Genomic DNA, 21216 nt, shown 5'->3' on the forward strand with positions numbered 1-21216 from the left:
AATGAAATATGCATTAGTAACCGGAGGAAGCCGAGGTATCGGCCGTGCTGTCAGTTGTAAACTGGCGGAAATGGGCTACTTTATACTGATAAATTATCAGAATAATGACGCAGAAGCGGAGAAAACGTTGCAGTTAGTACAGGAAAAAGGAAGTAATGGCGAGTTGATGAAGTTCGATGTGACCGACCCTGCCGCTATCACCCTTGCTTTGGGCAACTGGGCTTCCCAACACCCTGACGAATATATCGAGGTACTGATAAACAATGCAGGTATCCGCAAAGACAACCTGATGCTCTGGATGACAGGAGAAGAATGGAGCAAAGTGCTCGATATCAGCCTGAACGGATTCTTCAACGTGACACAGCCTTTATTGAAGAATATGCTGGTCAAACGTTATGGACGTATCGTAAATATCGTGTCATTGTCGGGCATTCAGGGAATGCCCGGCCAAACCAATTACTCCGCAGCCAAAGGTGGCGTAATAGCCGCTACCAAAGCACTGGCACAGGAAGTTGCCAAGAAGAAAGTAACAGTCAATGCAGTAGCTCCGGGATTCATCCGTACGGATATGACGGAAGGAATTGATGAGAACGAATGGAAGAAACATATTCCCGCGGGACGTTTCGGCACTCCGGAAGAGGTTGCCGACCTGGTCGGTTTCCTGGCATCCCCAGCTTCATCCTACATCACAGGAGAAGTGATTTCCATCAACGGAGGACTATATACTTAAAATAAAAGCATAGAATAGACAAAATAATGAAAAGAGTTGTTATCACGGGAATGGGGATTTACTCTTGCATCGGCAAGAATCTGGATGAAGTAAAAGACTCACTATATCATGGGAAATCGGGAATTGGCATAGACCCGGTACGGAAAGAATTGGGCTATTTTTCTGCATTAACGGGGATATTGGAACGTCCCGACTTGAAGAAGTTGTTGGACCGCCGTAAACGTCTCTGTCTACCGGAGCAGGGAGAATATGCTTATCTCGCTACATTAGAAGCTTTCCGTAATGCCGGTATTAATGAGGATTTTCTCGAAGCCAATGAAGTGGGTATCTTGTATGGCAATGATAGTAGTGCCGCTCCTGTTATTAATGCAGTGGACATCATTCGTGAAAAGAAAAACACAGCACTGGTGGGTTCCGGTTCTATTTTCCAGTCGATGAATTCCACTGTGACAATGAACCTGTCGGTTATTTTCAAACTAAGAGGGGTCAACTTCACCATTGCCGGAGCCTGTGCAAGCGGTTCTCACGCTATTGGCATGGGTTACCTGCTTATAAAATCGGGATTGCAGGATTGTATTCTTTGCGGTGGCGCACAAGAAGTCAATCCTTATGCAGTAGGAAGTTTCGACGGACTAAGCGCATTTTCCACCCAGGAAGCAGTCCCCGAGAAAGCCTCGAAACCTTTTGATAAACGACGTGACGGACTGATTCCAAGTGGAGGAGCCGCCAGTCTGGTATTAGAGAGTTATGAATCGGCTGTAAAAAGGGGAGCTCCCATTCTGGCCGAAGTCATCGGTTACGGTTTTTCATCCAATGGAGATCACATCTCCGTGCCTAATGTGGACGGCCCGAAACGTTCTCTTCAAATGGCTATCAAAGATGCAGGGATTGCACTCGAACAGATCAGTTATATCAATGCACACGCCACCTCAACTCCGGTAGGTGACTTGAACGAGGCGAAAGCCATTGCAGAAATATTTGAAGGGCATCACCCGTATGTGACTTCCACAAAGTCTATGACAGGACATGAAATGTGGATGGCCGGTGCCAGTGAAGTGATTTATTCCACCCTCATGATGAACAACGGTTTCATCGCTCCCAACCTCAATTTCGAGGAACCGGACGAGGCCTCTGCACAATTAAATATACCTACCCAACGGGTAAACCTGGAATTTAAAACGTTCCTTTCCAACTCATTCGGATTCGGAGGAACCAATTCCACGCTAATCATACGCAAAATCAATCCATAATTTACTAAAGAAAACAGATATATGACAAACGAAGAAATCATCGAGAAAATAAGAACCACTCTGGCAGAAGAGTTTGAAGTAGACATCGACGTTATCCAGCCGGATGCGCCGTTAATGGAAACTCTTGAACTGGACAGCCTGGACTTGGTCGATATGGTGGTACTGGTAGAAAAGAACTTCGGTTTCAACGTAACCGGACAAGATTTTGCGGGTATCAAAACCTTCCAGGACTTCTACGATCTCGTTATCACCCGTATGCAGGAAGCCAAGTAAATATGTCGACGTGGAAAGGCAAAACCCGGGGAGGAACATTCGGATACTTATTCTTTATTTACCTGATTAAGTATCTAGGCATTACTGCCGCTTATATATTTCTAAGTCTGGTAGTATTGTACTTCATACCGTTTGCTCCGAAAGCCACCAAAAGCACCTGGTTTTATGCCCGCCACATTCTGAAATACAACCGAGTACGCTCTTTGGGTATGTTGCTACGCAACTATTACCGGTTAGGGCAAATCCTGATTGACAAAGTAGCCATTGGCAACGGAAAAGTCGATCAATACCGGTTCGAGTTCGAACGGTATCCGGAGTTCCTGCAATTGCTGAACAGCGAACAGGGAGTGATTATGATTGGCGCCCATGTGGGAAACTGGGAAATAGGCGTTCCTTTCTTCGACGATTACGGAAAGAAAATCAATATCGTGATGTATGATGCCGAACATCGTAGAATCAAAGAGATATTGGAGAAAAATGGTCAGGACAAGGATTTTAAGATTATCCCCGTCAACGAAGATAACCTGACACACGTTTTCCGTATTACCGAGGCGTTAAACAAGAAAGAATATGTATGCTTCCAGGGCGACCGTTATCTGAATAAAGAGAAACTGCTGACAGGAACACTCCTGGGACAGAAAGCTCCTTTCCCTGCCGGTCCTTTCCTGCTTGGTTCGCGAATGAAAGTTCCAGTAGTATTCTACTTTGCCATGAGAGAGCCGGGCAGAACCTACCGTTTTCATTTTATAAGGACGGAACCAGTCATACGAACCAAAGAAAAAAAAGCAGAGACAGCTCTGCTCGAACAATATACGGCCGCTTTGGACCAGATACTGAAACGCTATCCGGAACAATGGTTTAACTATTACTCATTCTGGGAAACCACAAGTGACGGTTCGCTCTCAAAGGATTGAAATAGAAAGATATAACAAAATAAAGATGCAACAGAATCAATATGATAAGGAACCGTTGACCGCGGTAGAGGCACAACGCCTGGCACAAGAAATAGCTTTCGGGCCCGTCGTGTTTCAGGTATCACGCCTTATGCTCAAATTCGGTATTTTTCAGTTACTGGCCGACGAACGCGCTGGCATGACACAAGAAGAAATCAGCAAGGCTTGTGGGTTGTCTTCTTATGCGACACAAGTTTTGTTGGAAGCCTCATTAACCATCGGTACCGTATTGCAGCACGAAAACCGTTACCGCCTTGCCAAAGCCGGATGGTTCCTGCTCAACGACAAGATGGTACGTGTCAATATGGATTTCAACCACGATGTCAACTATCTGGGAATGTTCCATCTTGAAGAGGCTCTCACCAACGGACGTCCCGAAGGGCTGAAAGTATTCGGCGAATGGAGTACCATCTATGAAGGGCTGTCAAGTCTGCCCTCACAGGTACAAAAGAGCTGGTTCGGTTTCGATCATTATTACTCGGATTGCTCGTTTGACGAAGCTTTGGCGATTGTTTTCGCCCGTCATCCCAAGACTTTACTGGATGTGGGAGGTAATACCGGTCGATGGGCAACCAAGTGCGTAAGCTATGACGACGCGGTGGAAGTAACTATAATGGATCTTCCGCAACAATTGGAGATGATGCGTCAACAAACTAAAGAACTGCCCGGAGCAATGCGTATCCACGGGTATGGCGCCAATCTGCTCGATCCCGAAGTTCCTTTCCCGACAGGGTTCGATGCTATCTGGATGAGCCAGTTCCTTGACTGTTTCTCGGAAGAAGAAGTAACCAGCATACTGACCCGTGCAGCCCGCTCTATGAGCCGGGAGAGCCGCCTCTATATCATGGAAACTTTCTGGAACCGGCAAAAGTTTGACACAGCCGCTTATTGCCTGACACAAATCAGTCTTTATTTCACAGCCATGGCAAATGGTAACAGCAAAATGTATCATTCGGATGATATGGAACGGTGCATCAAAGCAGCGGGATTGGAAGTCGAAAAGATAGATGACCATTTAGGAATGGGACACAGCATTGTACAATGCAGATTGAAATGAACAACAGGGAAGTTATCATACAAGGAGAAGGAATACTCAATTTGATTCCACAGCGTCCGCCCATCGTGATGGTGGAGAGTTTCTTTGGTATCGAAGAGAATCATTCCTATTCCGGACTGACTGTTACTGCTGATAATATTTTCTGCGAAACCGGAAAACTGCAAGAGGCGGGAATTATTGAACACATCGCTCAATCGGCAGCAGCACGTATCGGATTTCTTTATACCCGGCAGGGTGAAAAAGTACCGTTAGGGTTTATCGGCTCGGTAGACAAACTTAAAATCTACGATTTGCCAAAGATCGGGATGAAACTATTTACGGAGATTACCGTTGTACAGGAGGTATTCGACATTACATTGATTTCTGCACAAGTGAAAGTGGAAGACAAGCTGATAGCTGAATGCAGGATGAAAATATTTATAAAAAAAGAATGAAACGGAAAACGAATCAACAGGTTGCAGCTTTGACTAACCGGACTACCTTCAGAGTGCGGTTCAGCGAAATAGACTCCATGCAGATTGTATGGCATGGCGAGTATGTGCGCTACTTTGAAGATGGAAGAGAAGCTTTTGGCAAACAGTATGGTTTGGATTATATGAGTATTTACCGGGAGGGATACATGGTTCCCATCGTGGATTTAACCTGTCAGTTCAAACAATCACTATCTTTTGGTGAAGAAGCGATTGTCGAGACGCGCTATATTGCCTGTGAGGCAGCCAAGATAAAATTTGAATACGTTATCTACCGGGCTACCGACCAGAGTATAGTAGCTACCGGAAGCACCATACAAGTGTTCCTGAACCTGAATAAAGAATTGGAGCTTATGAACCCTCCGTTTTATCTGGAATGGAAAAAGAAATGGAATATCCTTTAAATATATACATCACAGCCCATACGCTGATTAGTTCGTTAGGTTTCGGCATCCCGGAAAATCTGGAGGCCATCCATAACTACCGAAGCGGAATCCGTATGCAAGAAGCCGGCCTAATTTCCGATCATCCCCTATTGGCGGGAATGATTGATTCTGTGGAATTGGAAAAACGGGCGAAGCTGATGCAGATTACGGATTATACCCGGATGGAGCAATTATTCATACTGGCTATCCAAGAGGTTATTTCTCAATCGGGAGCCGACTTGCGAGAGCCGGATTGCGCCTTGTTATTATCTACCACTAAAGGAAATGTTGATTTATTGAGTGAATTACCTGCTGACAGTCCGGTTTTTCTTTGGAAAATGGCGGAACGAATCGGAGATTTCTTTGGAGCGACAAATCAAGTAGAGGTCATCTCCAATGCCTGCATATCAGGAGTCTCGGCACTAATCGTCGCTAAGAGATGGATAGAATCAGGACGTTACAAACGAGTGATTGTGGCAGGTGGGGATATTCTTTCTCATTTCATTACCAGCGGCTTTCTATCGTTCCGATCTGTCAGCGCACACCCCTGCCGACCATACGATATACAACGAGATGGATTAAGTCTGGGCGAAGCCTGTGGAGCTGTTCTTTTAAAAACTCAAGAAAATGCGAATCATATTATTCTCTCCGGAGGAGCAATCAGTAATGACGCCAACCATATATCCGGTCCTTCCCGAACAGGGGATGGTTTAGCTCTAGCTATTAATCAGGCAATGGAAGAAGCCGGAGTACTCCCCGAAGACATTAGCTTTATCAATGCACACGGAACAGCTACAGTTTACAATGACGAAATGGAATCCAAAGCCATACATCTGGCCGAATTAGCTACAGTTCCGGTGAATAGCCTTAAGCCCTATTTCGGGCATACATTAGGAGCTTCGGGCATTATCGAAACCATACTTTGCATAGAGCAACTAAAAGAAGGAAGATACTACGGAACTTTAGGATATGAAACACTCGGTGTTCCCATGCCTATCACTGTCTATGCCACTCATCAGCCGATGCCGATGAAATGCTGCATCAAAACTGCTTCCGGTTTCGGAGGCTGTAATGCCGCACTGGTATTATCCCTCCCCGATGCTCACCTGAAACAGAAAGCAAACTTGCAGGCAACCGACAAAGCGAGTGCTCCGTCAGTTTGCAGAGCAGTGGTAGAATCGGGCAACATGGTCACAATCAGACCGGGAGCAGTAGAAAGTAAAGGAACAACTGTATTCAGCTCTTCGGAAACAGACTTTGCACCATTCATCCGGGAAGCATACAAGCATCTGGGAGAAAACAATATGAAGTTCTATAAGATGGACAACCTCTGTAAGCTGGGATATGTAGCTGCCGAATATTTACTGAAAGATACACACTACCGTCCGGAAGAGATTGGAATCATTCTTGCCAATGCTTCTTCCTCTCTGGATACGGACTGCAAACATCAGGCAATCATCAGTAAAGAAGGAGACAAAGCAGCCAGTCCTGCCGTGTTTGTCTACACTCTCCCCAATGTAGTATTGGGAGAAATCTGTATCCGGCACAAGATTCAGGGAGAGAATACATTCTTTGTCCGTCGACAATCCGATGCTGCCTCATTAGAAGATTATGCAAGGATTGTGATGGCGAAAGGTAAGTTACGCACCTGTATCATAGGCTGGTGCGAACTACTGGACGGACATTATCAAGCAGAATTTAAACAACTTAATAATATATCAACGATTTATGGATAATTTAGATCAAACCAAAAGAGAACTGATGGACGAAGTGAAAGGGAAACTAATCGAAGAGTTGAACCTTGAAGAAATCACTCCGGAAGATATTGACAATGAAGCCCCTCTGTTTGGCGACGAAGGTCTTGGCCTTGACTCCATTGACGCACTCGAAATCATCCTGATTCTGGAACGCGAATACGGTATAAAGATAGAGAATCCCAGTGAAGGAAAACAAATCTTCTACTCGGTACGTACACTGACAGACTACATCATTGCTAATCGCAAAGCTTAACCGATGAAGATATACGTCACCGGATTGGGAGTTGTTTCGGGCATCGGTATCGGAGTTTCCGAAAATATAGAAGCGTTGAGACAAAGAAAGCATGGCATCGGAAAAGTAACTCTTTTTCCGACTGCTCTCGATGTGCCCGTATCCGAAGTGAAACGTAGCAATGAGGAACTAAAGAAACTGATCTCTTTACCGCCGCAACGCACTGTATCACGTACAGCCTTGTTGGGAATGATAGCAGCCAAAGAAGCAATGAAAGATGCGGGACTCACACCATCATTACGTATCGGTTTTATTTCCGCCACTTCCGTTGGCGGCATGGATTTGAGCGAGCACTTCTATGAATCTTTCAAGAAGAACCCGGGACAGGGACGGTTACGGGAAGTAATTTCACACGACTGCGGAGCCAGCACAGAATTGATTGCTTCGTATTTGGGTATCAATGATTTTATAACCACCATCAGTACAGCCTGCTCGTCAGCAGCCAATGCCATCATGCTGGGAGCAAGAATGATTAAACACGGGCTACTGGATGCTGCTATCGTGGGAGGCACAGATGCACTTTGCCGGTTTACGCTCAATGGATTCAACTCCCTGATGATTTTGGACAAAACACATTGCCGTCCCTTTGACCGCTCACGTACCGGATTAAATCTGGGAGAAGGTGCCGGTTACTTAGTACTTCAATCGGAAAGTTCACTTCAAAGAACTCCTTATTGCGAACTTAGCGGTTACGCCAATACAAATGAGGCTTATCATCAAACAGGAAGTTCTCCTGAAGGGAACGGTGCCTTTCTGTCAATGAGTGAAGCTATCGCCTCCAGTGGCATTTCTCCCAAAGAAATCGATTATATCAATGTACATGGAACAGGTACTCCCGGCAATGATGCGTCAGAAGGTATGGCACTCCGAAGAATCTTTGGAGAACATGTTCCGCCATTTAGTTCGGTAAAAGCTTTTATCGGACATACCTTAGGAGCTTCCGAAGGAATTGAAGCTGTTTACTCCGTTCTTTCAATAGATAAAGGGCTGATTTATCCCAACCTGAACTTTACGGATGCGATGCCGGAAACAGGACTGATACCGGAAACCTCTTTTCAAGAAGGAATCCCCATCCGACATGTGTTATCCAACTCTTTCGGTTTCGGAGGAAACGATTCATCGCTCCTCTTTTCCGCAACGAATTTTCCAGCATGAACGCACCTTTAAGTATTTAAGCCTATGCAGCCAGTTTATATTCAACGCACCGCTTCCATTCATCCGCCAAAGGATCATTCACCAGAAAATAATCGCCCTTATCTTCAGGCTTCCGAACCCGATTATAAGGATATTATCACCAATGCGACCTTGCGCAGACGCATGAGCCGTATCGTAAAAATGGGGGTGGCCTGCGGATTGGAATGTATGGGTGAACTATCTCCTGAAAAGATACAAGGAATCATCACAGCAACAGGATTGGGTTGCCTGACAGATACGGAAAAATTCCTGAACAACCTATTGGATAATGAAGAGCGGATGCTGAATCCTACTCCTTTCATCCAGTCGACATTCAATACAATCGGTGCACAAATAGCTCTGATTCATCAAATACATGCCTACAACATGACTTATGTCCACCGTGGACTTAGTTTTGAAAGTGCTTTATTGGACGCTATGATGAAAATAGAAGAAGGAAGCGAGAATATACTTGTGGGAGCCATCGATGAAATGACAGAAACCAGTTACACGATTCAGCAACGGCTGGGAATGCTGAAAGGGATAGCAGCCGGAGAAGGTGCTCAATTCTTTCTGTTAAGTCGGGAAGCCGGAGAGCATCCGTTGGCTGAAATACAGGGAGTCGAAACTTTCATCGGGAAACAGACAACAGAAGAAATCAGCTCCCGAATCATCCGTTTTTTGCAACGAAATGGTTTAGAATGTCAGGATATTCAGTGGTTGGTTACCGGGAAAAACAAGAAGCAACACAATCAAGATGACTCTCACGAGCAAACTGTCGACAATGACAACTCTATTTATGAAGAGCTTGAAACAAACATTTTCCCGGAAAGTGTTCATCTTAGTTTTAAGAATGAATGTGGTGAATATCCTACCGCAACATCGTATGCGGTATGGAAAGCAGTGAACGAATCGGTCAACTGCACTACCTCGACCCATATATTGATTTACAATCATCACCACTCCATCAATCATTCATTGATTCTAATCCGGAAAAGCGTATGATAATCGTTTGCCTCCTTCTTTGCTTGCTCTTGCTCCTGTCTTTTCTCGTTTATGCCTCTTATAGCATTCAATCGGGAATTTACCTCCGGTCATTTTGCAAAAAGCATACTGCGGAAAAGATTGTCGCCCTGACTTTTGATGACGGCCCCGACTCCCTACAGACTCCCAAAGTTCTGCAGGTACTAAAAGAATATCAGGTAACCGCCTGTTTCTTCTGTATCGGTCATAAGGTAAAAGGGAATGAAGCAATCTTGCAAAAAATGGTGGCAGAAGGTCATCTGATTGGAAATCATTCGCATACCCATTCCGGTTTATTCCCGCTATACAGGCTCTCCAAGATGAAAAAAGACTTGCAAACTTGTCAGTGTGAACTAGAACGAGTAACTTCGCAGCCGGTTAGTTTATTTCGTCCGCCGTTCGGTGTCACTAATCCAACGATTGCGAAAGCCGTTCGACAGTTAGGATATACCTCTATAGGATGGAGCATCCGTACACTGGATACACAACAAGCACCGGATAAAGTCCTTGCCAAGATTCGGAAACGTCTTGAACCGGGAGCCATCATTCTGTTGCACGACCGGATGCCAGACAGCGACCAGCTAGTGAAACAAATCTTGGATTTGCTGAAAGAACAAGGATATACCGTTGTCCGTCCGGACAAACTATTGGCATAAAATAAAAAAAGGTATGAGAACTTTATTAATATATTTATCGCTTTTCTTCTTGTCAATAGCCTCTATCCATGCCCAGAGCATGAAAAAGATGGCGCAAAAGACAGAGTTTGAAAGCCGCCTGGCAAAGGAGGCGCAAACCGTAGAGTCCATCGAAAGCGATTTTACCCAAGTGAAATATCTCGATGTATTCGATGAGAAAGTTACTTCCAAAGGGAAGTTTTACTACCAGAAGACCCATAAAATCTGCATGGAATATTTCCGCCCGATGGATTATCTCATCGTGATAAACGGTAGTAAGCTCAAAATCGTTTCGGATGGCAAGAAAAGTATCATGAATCTTAGTTCGAACAAAATGATGGCACAGATGCAGGATATGCTGACCGCGTGTATGATAGGCGACCTGTCTAAAATGTCGTCCAACTACCTGCTGGAGTATTTTGAAGACGCACGATACTATCTGGTTAAAATAAAACCGACCAACAAAGCGGTACAAGCCTATATTGCCGGTATAGAAATCTATCTGGACAAGAAAGATATGTCGGTACACAAACTCCGTCTGTCCGAAACAGCCACAAACTATACAGAATACGAATTCTATAATAAAAAGTTCAACTCCCTGAAGAATGAGACGAAGTTTGCGATTCGTTAGTCTGATGGTTCTGCTGTTCTTATGGATACAGATCCAGACTTCCTGCTCTCCACGGATGAGCGGGGAAGGAAGTACTGTGCTCCCCGCTATCGAACTAACACAAGGAGAAAGCTCGCAAAAATACAATATCCAACTGGATTTCATGAAACATCACATGAGCGGTATGCTAATAGTACGCCGTATGCCTGATAACGAAATCCGGATCGTAGCGTCTACTTACTTCGGACTAAGCCTTTTCGATTTTTCTCTACGCAACGATCAGTTTACTGTCAACAGTTGCATTGAACCCATGAAAAAGGAAAAGGTGCTGAAACTTCTGGAGATGGATTTCAGACGTCTGTTCTTAAGTGGGAAAGATATTCGTGTGAAAACGACTAAAGACAGTGCTACTGAAAAAAGAACCAGTGGAAAAGGCTTTGGAAAGTCAGTGGTCTACATCACTGGCAATACTCCGGGCGATCCCGCACAAATAAAAATCAAACATCCGTGGATTCGGTTAACGATCCGTCTGGACAAACTATCTAAAGAGATTTAATATATGCTACTTGATAACTTCTATACCATCCTTTCCTCCGAATCATCGGACTCAACGATCTGGACTATCCAAGTAAAGTTGAATCCCGGGCATCCTGTTTATCAGGGACATTTCCCCGGACATCCGGTAGTTCCGGGAGTTTGCCTGTTACAACTTATCAAGGAATGTGTAGAAGACATTCGCCAGCAAAAATTGCAAGTAACACAAGTGTCTTCCTGCAAGTTTCTTTCGGCTATCAATCCTACAGAAACACCGCACATTTCGGTGGCACTGACTTTTAAAGAGACAGAAGAAAGTACACTTCAGCTGCAAGCGGAAGGGACTGTAAAGAAGGATGCTGTAAAAAAGAGTACAGTGAAAGAGAGCACTGTAGAAGAAAATACCGTAAAGAACGAATGTTTCATCAAACTAAAAGCTGCACTTACCCCGACAGTATGAAGGAACAAATAAGTACAGCCTATTGGCACGAGAAGTTGAAACAATTAGGGATCATCGTTATCATCCCAAGTTACAACAATGGAAAGACACTGGCGGACGTCATAGAAAGTGTACGTTTCTACGCCCCCGATATCCTTGTTGTCAACGACGGTTCTACAGATGAAACTGCCGGAATACTTAGCCGGAAATCTAACTTACATACCATCACCCACCCTGCCAATCAAGGAAAAGGAGTAGCCTTGAGACATGGACTATCCTTTGCCAAAAAGCAAGGATTTCGGTATGCAATCACCATTGATTCTGACGGACAGCATTTCGCTTCGGATATTCCCGCATTGATCGAAGCCATAGAAAAAGAACCGGACACATTATTAGTAGGTGCCCGTAACCTCGCCTCGGACAATATGCCGGGAAAGAATACATTTGCCAATAAGTTTTCCAACTTCTGGTTTACCCTCGAAACAGGTATCAAACTGCAAGATACACAATCCGGCTACCGCCTGTACCCCATCCAACGAATGAATGTGGACAAGTGGTATTACACCGCCAAATACGAATTTGAGCTGGAAGCACTTGTCTTTGCAGCCTGGGGAGGCATTACTGTTAAAAACATTCCGGTACATGTTTATTATCCACCACAGGAAGAGCGGGTTTCTCATTTCCGACCGTTTCGCGATTTCACCCGTATCAGTATCCTGAACACAGTACTGGTGCTCGTCACTTTCCTTTGGATCATCCCCCGAAACTTCTTCCGTAAACTGACTTGGAAGAACTGCAAGCAGTTTTTCTCGGATCATGTCACCCACTCCCCCGAATCTAATCTGCGGATCACGGCTGCCATCACACTCGGCGTATTCATGGGTATCGTTCCGGTATGGGGATATCAAATGCTAATCACGTTATTTCTGGCACATTTGTTTAGACTGAATAAAGTCATAGCTATTGTAGCAGCCAATATCAGTATCCCTCCGATGATTCCATTTTTGCTGTACGGCAGTTACGTAACCGGCTGTAAAGTGCTGGGAGATCCTGTCAATCTGCATTTAAACGAACTTTCTTTTGAAAATGTAAAATCAGTCATAGAGCAATATTTAATAGGAAGTGTTATCTTTGCAGTCGGTTGCAGCATACTGGCAGGAACCATCGCGTTCATTCTGCTCACGGCGTGTAGGAAAAAAAAGATATGACCCAGTTTTTTATCGGACTATATGATTATTTCGAGAGGCACAAGACTCTGTTCTATTTGTCACTCATCAGTTGTGTCCTGTTAATGGGATTCTTTGCCCTGCAAGTAAGGTTCGAAGAGAACATCACACAATTTTTCCCCGACACTAAAGATTCCCAGAACACAATCAAAGTATTCGACAATCTCAAGATTAAGGATAAGATTATCATTATGTTATCCTCGGCAGATACCTGCCACCGCGTAGAACCCGACTCCCTGATAGAAGCAGCCGGACAACTGCAACAAACCCTGACTGAAAAAGCCGGAGGAAAACTGATTAAAGGAATTTTCGCACAGGTAGACCAAAGCCTCGTCCAAGGAGCCACGGACTTCGTTTATGAACATCTCCCGCTTTTCCTGACAGATACAGACTATCAACGTTTCGATTCCTTACTGACGGATAAAGGGATACAGGCTGTCATGCAAAAGAATTATACCAATCTCCTCTCTCCTGCCGGAATTGCATTAAGAAGCTATATTCTCCGGGACCCGCTCGGACTGGGAAGCGAAACCCTGAAACATTTGCAAGATTTCCAGTTGGAAGCCAACTACGAGATTTATGACGAACATATCTTCTCCAAAGACGGTTCCACCTTGCTTATGTTCATTACCCCGGTATTCAGTACAGGCAGCACCGGAAAGAACGACGAACTGATAAAGATACTCGAAGAAGAGCTCAAGCACGTACAGGAAAAATCTCCTACCATTCGAGCTGAATACTTCGGCGGTCCCTCCGTGGGAGTCTACAACGCCCGTCAGATTAAGAAAGATACCATCCTGACCTCCTCCCTGGCACTGCTTATCATCATTGTATTTATCTCACTCGTTTTTAAACGAAAGAGATCGATACCGTTGATTATTACTCCGGTACTGTTCGGAGGATTATTTGCCCTGTTTCTCATTTTCTTTATCAAAGGAAGTATCTCCGCCATTGCAGTGGGAGCTGGTTCGGCAGTGATGGGTATTGCACTAAGCTATTCCATTCACATGCTGGCACACCAGAACCATGTTTCCACCGTTCAACAACTTATTAAAGAGATAGCCTATCCGCTTACGGTAGGTAGTTTCACCACTATCGGCGCATTTCTGGGATTGATATTCACCAGTTCCGATCTGTTACGCGACTTCGGATTGTTTGCCTCTCTGGCATTGGTGGGCACCACCCTCTTCTGTCTCATTTACCTGCCTCATTTTCTGAAAGGACAGGCAGACGTCAAACAGGGACGCATACTACGCATCATCGAGAAAATAAATGCTTATTCTTACGAAAAAAATAAATGGCTGGTAGGCGGCATCCTCCTCATTACAGTGATCTGTTTGTTTACTTCGCAAAAGGTAGGCTTCAGCAACGATATGATGAGTCTCAACTATGAGCCCCGCCATCTCCAACAATCGGAAGAAAAATTACTGCAACTCTTCGACAACGACGAAAAGACCGTGCTTTTTGTCAGTGTGGGCAAAGACATGAATCAGGCTACCGAAATTTATGCAACGACCAATCAGAAGTTATCGGCACTGAAAGAGCAGGGACTCATCAAAGAGTATGCCTCCGCCTCACAGTTTCTGATCTCTCCGCAAGAGCAGCAGAAACGCCTGAAGAAATGGAAAGATTACTGGACGGATGAAAAACTGCAACAAGTCCGTGAACAGCTGGAAACAGCTGCCGCCGAATATCGTTTCCGTCCGGGAAGCTTTGATTCTTTTTATCAATGGATGAACCAACCTTTCAGTGAATATCATTACACCGCGCAAGGAGACGATTTATCCGGCAAGCTATTGAATGAATGGCAAACCTCTGCCGATTCCATCACCATGCTTATCAGCCAGATACGGATCAGCGAACCGAATAAGGAAGCTGTGTACCAGAACTTTAATAAAGACCCGAATGTAGTCATCTTCGACCGTTCCTATTTTGCCAACAAATGGGTATCGGCCATCAATGACGACTTTTACCTGATTCTGTACATCTCTTCTTTCCTCATATTCTTTGCACTATGGTTCTCCTACGGACGTATCGAACTTACCCTGATGAGCTTTCTCCCGATGCTAATCAGCTGGGTAATCATCTTGGGATTGATGGGAATTCTGGGGATTGAGTTCAATATTATCAACATCATCCTGTCCACCTTTATCTTTGGCATTGGAGATGACTTCAGTATCTTCATTATGGACGGGCTACAAAACAAATACCGTACAGGTCAGAAGGTGTTGAATTCCCATAAAACGGCTATCTTCTTCTCCGCCTTCACCACAGTGGTCGGTATGGGAGCACTTGTGTTTGCCAAACACCCGGCTTTGCAATCCATTTCCCTGATTTCCATTCTGGGTATGATAGCAGTAGTACTGGTGGCCTATACCATTCAGCCACTCATTTTCCGGTTCTTCATCGCAGGACCCGCTTCCAAAGGATTACCGCCTTATACGCTTATCGGATTGATACGTACCGTGTTGCTCTTCCTGCTTTTCTTTATCGGCTGCATCGTCCTCCGTATATTGATTATCCTGCTTTATCCGGTGCCTGTGCGCAAAAGCAGCAAGCAGCGTTTGGTGTGCCGCCTGATACAAATCACCTGCAAAGGAATTTTGCTACTGGCCACCGCCGTCAAAAAAGAACATATCAACAAAGCCAACGAACGCTTCCGGCATCCGGCAATTATCATTGCCAACCACCAGTCGTTCATCGACATTCTGGTATTGCTGTCTCTTTCATCTAAAATCCTGATGGTGACCAACCATTGGGTATGGCACTCTCCTTTCTTCGGAGCCATCATTCGTTATGTCGACTTCTATTATATAGGCGAAGGATACGAGCAATACATGGAACGGATGCGGAAAAAAGTGAAGGAGGGCTACTCCATCGCCATTTTCCCGGAAGGCACACGTACCTATAACGGAAAGATGAAACGTTTCCACAAAGGAGCATTCTATCTGGCAGAAGCATTGAAACTGGATATTCTGCCGATCCTGCTTTACGGTAATAACAAAATCATTGCCAAAGCACAGCCTTTCAATATCCGGAAAGGAATCATCTATACAGAAATACTTCCCCGTATACCACTAGACGATCTGTCTTTCGGAAGTACTTATCAGGAGCGTACCAAACGCATATCCGCTTACATGAAAGAGGTTTATGCCCGTATCTGCCGTGAACAGAACACGACGGACAATCCTGCGTTCTACGAAGCTCTTATCCAGAACTATATCTATAAAGGTCCCGTCGTAGAATGGTATATCCGTATTAAAGTAAAGATGGAAAAGAATTATCGGCTATTCAACCGGTTGATTCCCGTCCAAGGGCAAATCACAGACATCGGTTGCGGCTTCGGCCCGTTATGCTATATGCTGTCTCTGCTTTCCGAGGACCGGGAAATCCTGGGTATTGATTACGATGAAGACAAGATAGCGCTGGCGCAGCACGGATGGTTACGCAACGAGCATCTCCAGTTCAAGCATGGCAATGCATTGGAATATCCTCTGCCGGAAAGTGATGTCTTTATCCTGAACGACATGCTTCACTATATGAGCTACGAACATCAACAAACCCTATTGTTGAAATGTGCCGGTCGCTTACGTTCACAAGGAATGATTATCATACGCGACGGAAATTCAGCCAACGCTTCCAAGCACCGGTTAACCCGGTTCACGGAATTACTATCCACCCGTATTTTCAACTTCAACCGGACGACCGGAGAGCTGTATTTCACCACTGAAACCCAATTACGGGAAATAGCAGTCGCCTGTGGAATGGCTGTCGAAATCATTCCTAATGACAAATATACATCAAACACCATTTACATATTTAGAAAACCGAACTAGTATGAGCAAATATGACATCATCATTATCGGCAGCGGCCTTGGCGGACTGGAATGCGGAGCGATTCTTAGCAAAGAGGGATTCAACGTATGCGTAGTAGAAAAAAATGCGCAATTCGGCGGATGCTTCCAGACTTACCAACGAAAAGGGCATCTGTTGGATACGGGTATTCATTATGTAGGAAGCCTGGATGAGGGTCAAGTGATGAACCAGTATTTCCGCTATTTCGGTATCATGGACAAGCTGAAAATAAAACGCTTGGACGATGCTGCTTTTGATACGATCTACTATAAAGGAAAAACATACGATTATGCAATGGGGTACCCGCAGTTTATTGAAACCATCTGCCGTTCCTTCCCGCATGAGAAAGAAAACTTGAAATGCTATGCCGAACAGCTTCAAGCTGTCGGAAACCTGATTAGCGTAGACCACCTGAAACAAGGCACACTCGCTTTGGAGGGTATGAAATACTTTTGTACCTCTGCCGCCCACCTGATTGCGGATATCACTCCGGACCCCGCCTTACGAAATGTACTGGCAGGTTCAGCTTTACTCTACGGAGGTTTGAAAGATGTCTCCACTTTCTACCAGCATGCCATGATTAATCACTCCTATATTGAAGGCGCCTACCGTTTTGTAGACGGAAGTATGCAAGTCAGTCTGGAGCTAATCAATGTAATCCGGGCAAACGGAGGGACCGTGCTCAATAACAGTGAAGCCACCCGCATCATCGTTGAAAACGAAAAGGTACAAGGGGTTATCATCAATGGAGAAGAGCGACTGGAAAGCGACTTCGTCATCTCCAATATGCATCCCCAACGGACATTGGAGATACTGGATAAAAACCGTAGCATCAAGAATGCCTATATTTCCCGCATCCGTTCGTTGGAAAATACCTACGGCATCTTTACGCTCTACCTGGTAATGAAGAAAAAAAGCACTCCCTATCAGAACCGCAACCTGTATCTGCATGCGAACAATAAAGTGTGGTATGACAAACTGCTCTATCCGGGACGGACCACCAACTGTATGATTTCCATGCAAGCGTCTTCCGAGGACAGTCAATATGCCAGTGTCATTTCCATCCTGACACCGATGTATATAGATGAACTGTCCGCCTGGAAGGACACGACTCCCGAACATCGGGGAGAAGACTATCAATCCTTCAAAAAGGAGAAAGCAAAACAGATTCTCCGCTTCATCCGGGGACATGGCATTGATCTTTCAGAAAACATAGAAGAGATGTATGCCACTACTCCATTAAGCTATCGGGACTATACAGGAACAGTGGATGGTTCCGCGTATGGGATTATCAAAGATTATAAATGTCCGCAAATTGGTTTCGTATCGACAAGAAGCCGCTTGGGAAATCTCTTTTTCACCGGGCAAAACCTGAATGTGCATGGTGCATTAGGGGTGACACTAACTGCCATGCTGACTTGTGCGGAGTTTGTAGGACAAGAATATCTGGCTAAAAAAGTAGGAAATGCATAGAATAGTCAAAAAGACACTCCAATACACGGGCTTCCTTTTCCTGTCGCTCATCGTTCTATTGATAGCCGGAATCAGCTATCTCTACTTTTCTGCGGATATGCAAACGCCCAAACATGAGCAAAGCATGACCACAGACAAAGTGATTGATATAGACAGTCTCCACCTCCGGCATTATGGAGATAACTTTCTCCGGCACAGCGACAGCGGCTTATGGGAATTGTTTGTGAAAGGGGATGCTTTCCAGAGAGGAGAAGCTATCGGGCAACTGTCTTCCGACCTGCTCCACCATCAAGAGAAAGTGTTCGTGGATCAGATTCGTGAGATTGTTCCTTCAGACAGTTATCTGAAATTCCTCCGGTTCTTCATTGTATTATTCAACCGTAATCTGGGTGAGAACATCCTCGAAGAATACCGCGACGAAATCTACGGAATCTCACTATCATGTACGCATGAATACGACTTCATCGGCACTCCTTACGAACGCCAGTTGAATTACCATTCGGCACACGACCTGGGACATGCCATGCAAGATTATATGTTAGTGGGATGCAGTTCGTTCGCCACTTGGGGAACACAAAGTGCAGATTCATCCCTGCTGATCGGACGTAACTTCGATTTCTACGTAGGAGATGCCTTCGCAGAGAACAAGCAGGTGGCTTTTTATGTACCGGAGCAAGGATACAGGTTTGCTTCCGTCGGATGGCCCGGTATGATAGGAGTGTTATCCGGCATGAACGAGACAGGTCTTACCGTGACAATTAATGCTGCCAAATCTGCTGTCCCCACAGGTTCCGCCACCCCTATTTCCATCCTGACCAGAGAGATTCTGCAATATGCAGCCACTATTGATGAAGCCTTTGCCATCGCCAAAAAACGGGAAACATTCGTCTCCGAATCCATATTGATAGGTTCTGCCAAAGATGGCAAAGCCGCGATTATCGAGAAATCTCCGGAGAAAACTGTGCTTTTCACCGGAAAAGAAGCCAATCGGCTCATCTGCACCAACCATTACCAATCGGAAGAATTCAGCAAGGACGAACGAAACATGGAAAATATCCGCACTTCCGACAGCCCATACCGTTTTGCACGATTAACGGAACTCATTAATGAGGATCTTCCGATCGATGTCTCCAAAGCCGCCTCTATCCTGCGTGACCACAAAGGCCTGCAAAACACAGACCTGGGACTGGCCAACGAAATGGCCATCAATCAGTTTATTGCCCATCATTCCGTCATCTTCCAACCGGAGAAACGGCTGATGTGGGTATCGACCTCTCCCTGGCAATGTGGGAAATACGTAGCCTATGACCTGAATAAGATATTCAAGGACACGATTAATTGGCAACACGAAATATACAGTTCCAACCTGACCATTCCGGAAGATAAATTCATCGACACACCGGAGTTCCAGCATCTTCTCACGTATAAGAAACTGACTCCGCTTTTATTGAAGAAAATCAGAAAAAAGGAACAGATAGAGGAATCTGTTTTAAAAACATACCAAGCCTCCAATCCTTCCCTATACTATGTATATGAAGTAATAGGAGATTACTACGAGGCCATGCAGCAATCTAAACAGGCCATTGCATACTGGCAACAGGCATTGAAGAAATCCATTCCCAAGTTGCAAGAGAAAGAACGTATCCAACAGAAAATTCAAAAACAATCCAAAGATGGAAAAGAATCCTGAAATTCAGTTCCGCTCACCGGAAGATATCAAAAGCTATCAGGAAGAACAGTTAGCCAAAGTGTTAGCCTACCTGCAAGCACATTCCAAGTTCTATCAACAGATGTTTGCCGAACATCACATTGATATCAATCAAATAAAGACGATTGAAGACTTGCAACAGATCCCCGTCACTACCAAGACGGACCTGCAACTCCATAACGATGATTTCATCTGCGTAGACAAAGAGGAAATTATCGACTATGTGACGACTTCGGGCACATTGGGAGATCCGGTCACTTTCGTACTCACCTCTGAAGACCTGGACCGTCTTTCTTACAACGAATACTTATCTTTCACCACCACCGGATGCACCAAGCAAGATATTCTTCAATTGATGACTACCATCGACCGCCGTTTCATGGCAGGCTTGGCATATTATATGGGAGCCCGCGAACTGGGTATGGGAGTGATCCGTGTAGGCAACGGCATCCCGGAACTGCAATGGGACACAATTCGACGGATACATCCGACTTGTGGAATGGTAGTCCCCTCTTTCCTTATCAAACTGATAGAGTTTGCCGAAAAGAATCATATCAACCATAATACCTGTTCCATGCAGAAGTGCATCTGTATCGGAGAAGCATTGCGCAATCAGGAATTCCAGTTGAATACGCTCGGACAGAAAATACACGATAAATGGCCTGCCTTGCAGTTGTATTCCACTTATGCCTCCACCGAAATGCAGTCGTCCTTTACCGAGTGTAATGAATTCCACGGAGGGCATTTGCAACCGGAACTTATCATTGTAGAGTTTCTGGATGATAACAATCGTCCTGTGGAAGAGGGAGAAGCAGGGGAAGTGACGATCACGACGCTCGGAGTCAAAGGTATGCCGTTGCTCCGTTTCAAAACAGGTGATATTTGTTACCACCACACCGATCCCTGTGGTTGCGGGAGAAATACCATCCGCCTAAGCTCCATCCTCGGCCGGAAAGGACAAATGATTAAATACAAAGGAACGACGTTGTATCCGCCTGCATTATTCGACATTCTGGATAATATACCTTCGGTAAAAAACTATATCATTGAAGTTTATACCAATGAATTGGGAACGGATGAGATTCTGATTCGTATCGGAAGCGAGAACCGTAGCGAAGCCTTTGCCAAAGAGATTAAAGATCTGTTCCGTTCGAAAGTCAGAGTGGCGCCAAGCATCAATTTTGAATCGGCAGAGTACATTGCCAAGATACAAATGCCTCCAATGAGTCGAAAAACGATAAAATTCATTGATTTACGATAATTATTTTCTACTTTTGGAAGTTAGTAACCAACT

General features: G+C 44.9%; 20 protein-coding genes. All 20 read left to right on the plus strand.

Annotation, left to right across the window (positions count from 1 at the left end):
• Position 1: 1 nt before the first annotated feature.
• The 20 genes from fabG to CJF29_RS19985 are packed head-to-tail and all read left to right on the plus strand — an operon-like array spanning position 2 to position 21183.
• The gene (gene fabG, locus CJF29_RS19890; RefSeq protein WP_004324738.1) at positions 2–730 is read left to right on the plus strand and encodes a 3-oxoacyl-ACP reductase FabG; all 729 of its coding nucleotides are present in this window, start codon (positions 2–4) and stop codon (positions 728–730) included.
• Positions 731–756: 26 nt separating this feature from the next.
• Positions 757–1980, plus strand: coding sequence for a beta-ketoacyl-[acyl-carrier-protein] synthase family protein (locus CJF29_RS19895; RefSeq protein ID WP_099146011.1), 1224 nt, complete (start codon positions 757–759; stop codon positions 1978–1980).
• A 21-nt stretch (positions 1981–2001) separates the two neighbouring features.
• A complete protein-coding gene (locus tag CJF29_RS19900; protein WP_004305450.1) occupies positions 2002–2253 on the plus strand; it encodes an acyl carrier protein in 252 nt (83 codons plus the stop codon).
• A 2-nt stretch (positions 2254–2255) separates the two neighbouring features.
• Complete coding sequence (locus tag CJF29_RS19905; RefSeq protein WP_099146012.1) at positions 2256–3167, plus strand: acyltransferase; 912 nt, start codon at positions 2256–2258, stop codon at positions 3165–3167.
• A gap of 25 nt (positions 3168–3192) precedes the next feature.
• Entirely contained in the window at positions 3193–4263 is a 1071-nt protein-coding gene (locus tag CJF29_RS19910; RefSeq protein WP_099146013.1) for a class I SAM-dependent methyltransferase, read from the plus strand.
• Positions 4260–4697, plus strand: coding sequence for a hydroxymyristoyl-ACP dehydratase (locus tag CJF29_RS19915; protein ID WP_099146041.1), 438 nt, complete (start codon positions 4260–4262; stop codon positions 4695–4697). Before CJF29_RS19910 ends, CJF29_RS19915 begins: the two co-directional genes overlap by 4 nt.
• A complete protein-coding gene (locus CJF29_RS19920; protein ID WP_004305454.1) occupies positions 4694–5137 on the plus strand; it encodes an acyl-CoA thioesterase in 444 nt (147 codons plus the stop codon). The genes CJF29_RS19915 and CJF29_RS19920 overlap by 4 nt, the downstream gene beginning before the upstream one ends.
• Positions 5122–6894 carry a beta-ketoacyl-[acyl-carrier-protein] synthase family protein gene (locus tag CJF29_RS19925; RefSeq protein WP_099146014.1) on the plus strand — a complete coding sequence of 591 codons (1773 nt, stop codon included), beginning with the start codon at positions 5122–5124 and terminating at the stop codon, positions 6892–6894. The genes CJF29_RS19920 and CJF29_RS19925 overlap by 16 nt, the downstream gene beginning before the upstream one ends.
• Positions 6887–7168: a phosphopantetheine-binding protein gene (locus CJF29_RS19930; protein WP_099146015.1), complete on the plus strand. Its 282-nt coding sequence runs from the start codon at positions 6887–6889 to the stop codon at positions 7166–7168. The genes CJF29_RS19925 and CJF29_RS19930 overlap by 8 nt, the downstream gene beginning before the upstream one ends.
• Before the next feature lie 3 nt (positions 7169–7171).
• Positions 7172–8362 (plus strand): beta-ketoacyl-[acyl-carrier-protein] synthase family protein, encoded by a 1191-nt coding sequence (locus CJF29_RS19935; protein ID WP_099146016.1) that lies wholly within the window; start codon positions 7172–7174, stop codon positions 8360–8362.
• A gap of 24 nt (positions 8363–8386) precedes the next feature.
• A complete protein-coding gene (locus CJF29_RS19940; RefSeq protein WP_099146017.1) occupies positions 8387–9385 on the plus strand; it encodes a beta-ketoacyl synthase chain length factor in 999 nt (332 codons plus the stop codon).
• Positions 9382–10059, plus strand: coding sequence for a polysaccharide deacetylase family protein (locus CJF29_RS19945; RefSeq protein WP_099146018.1), 678 nt, complete (start codon positions 9382–9384; stop codon positions 10057–10059). Before CJF29_RS19940 ends, CJF29_RS19945 begins: the two co-directional genes overlap by 4 nt.
• Before the next feature lie 13 nt (positions 10060–10072).
• Complete coding sequence (locus CJF29_RS19950; RefSeq protein WP_004323602.1) at positions 10073–10708, plus strand: LolA family protein; 636 nt, start codon at positions 10073–10075, stop codon at positions 10706–10708.
• Positions 10683–11243, plus strand: coding sequence for a hypothetical protein (locus CJF29_RS19955; RefSeq protein ID WP_070782607.1), 561 nt, complete (start codon positions 10683–10685; stop codon positions 11241–11243). The genes CJF29_RS19950 and CJF29_RS19955 overlap by 26 nt, the downstream gene beginning before the upstream one ends.
• Before the next feature lie 3 nt (positions 11244–11246).
• Positions 11247–11681 (plus strand): 3-hydroxylacyl-ACP dehydratase, encoded by a 435-nt coding sequence (locus tag CJF29_RS19960; protein WP_099146019.1) that lies wholly within the window; start codon positions 11247–11249, stop codon positions 11679–11681.
• Positions 11678–12868 carry a DUF2062 domain-containing protein gene (locus CJF29_RS19965; RefSeq protein ID WP_099146020.1) on the plus strand — a complete coding sequence of 397 codons (1191 nt, stop codon included), beginning with the start codon at positions 11678–11680 and terminating at the stop codon, positions 12866–12868. The genes CJF29_RS19960 and CJF29_RS19965 overlap by 4 nt, the downstream gene beginning before the upstream one ends.
• On the plus strand, positions 12865–16722 hold the full coding sequence (locus CJF29_RS19970) for a trifunctional MMPL family transporter/lysophospholipid acyltransferase/class I SAM-dependent methyltransferase (protein WP_099146021.1): 3858 nt from the start codon (positions 12865–12867) through the stop codon (positions 16720–16722). Before CJF29_RS19965 ends, CJF29_RS19970 begins: the two co-directional genes overlap by 4 nt.
• Position 16723: 1 nt before the next feature.
• Positions 16724–18214 (plus strand): phytoene desaturase family protein, encoded by a 1491-nt coding sequence (locus CJF29_RS19975; protein WP_099146022.1) that lies wholly within the window; start codon positions 16724–16726, stop codon positions 18212–18214.
• Entirely contained in the window at positions 18207–19904 is a 1698-nt protein-coding gene (locus tag CJF29_RS19980; RefSeq protein ID WP_099146023.1) for a C45 family autoproteolytic acyltransferase/hydolase, read from the plus strand. The genes CJF29_RS19975 and CJF29_RS19980 overlap by 8 nt, the downstream gene beginning before the upstream one ends.
• Positions 19888–21183 (plus strand): phenylacetate--CoA ligase family protein, encoded by a 1296-nt coding sequence (locus tag CJF29_RS19985; protein WP_004311051.1) that lies wholly within the window; start codon positions 19888–19890, stop codon positions 21181–21183. Before CJF29_RS19980 ends, CJF29_RS19985 begins: the two co-directional genes overlap by 17 nt.
• The last annotated feature ends 33 nt before the right edge of the window (positions 21184–21216 follow it).

It is taken from the genome of Bacteroides celer (assembly GCF_002632415.2).
Taxonomy (GTDB): domain Bacteria; phylum Bacteroidota; class Bacteroidia; order Bacteroidales; family Bacteroidaceae; genus Bacteroides.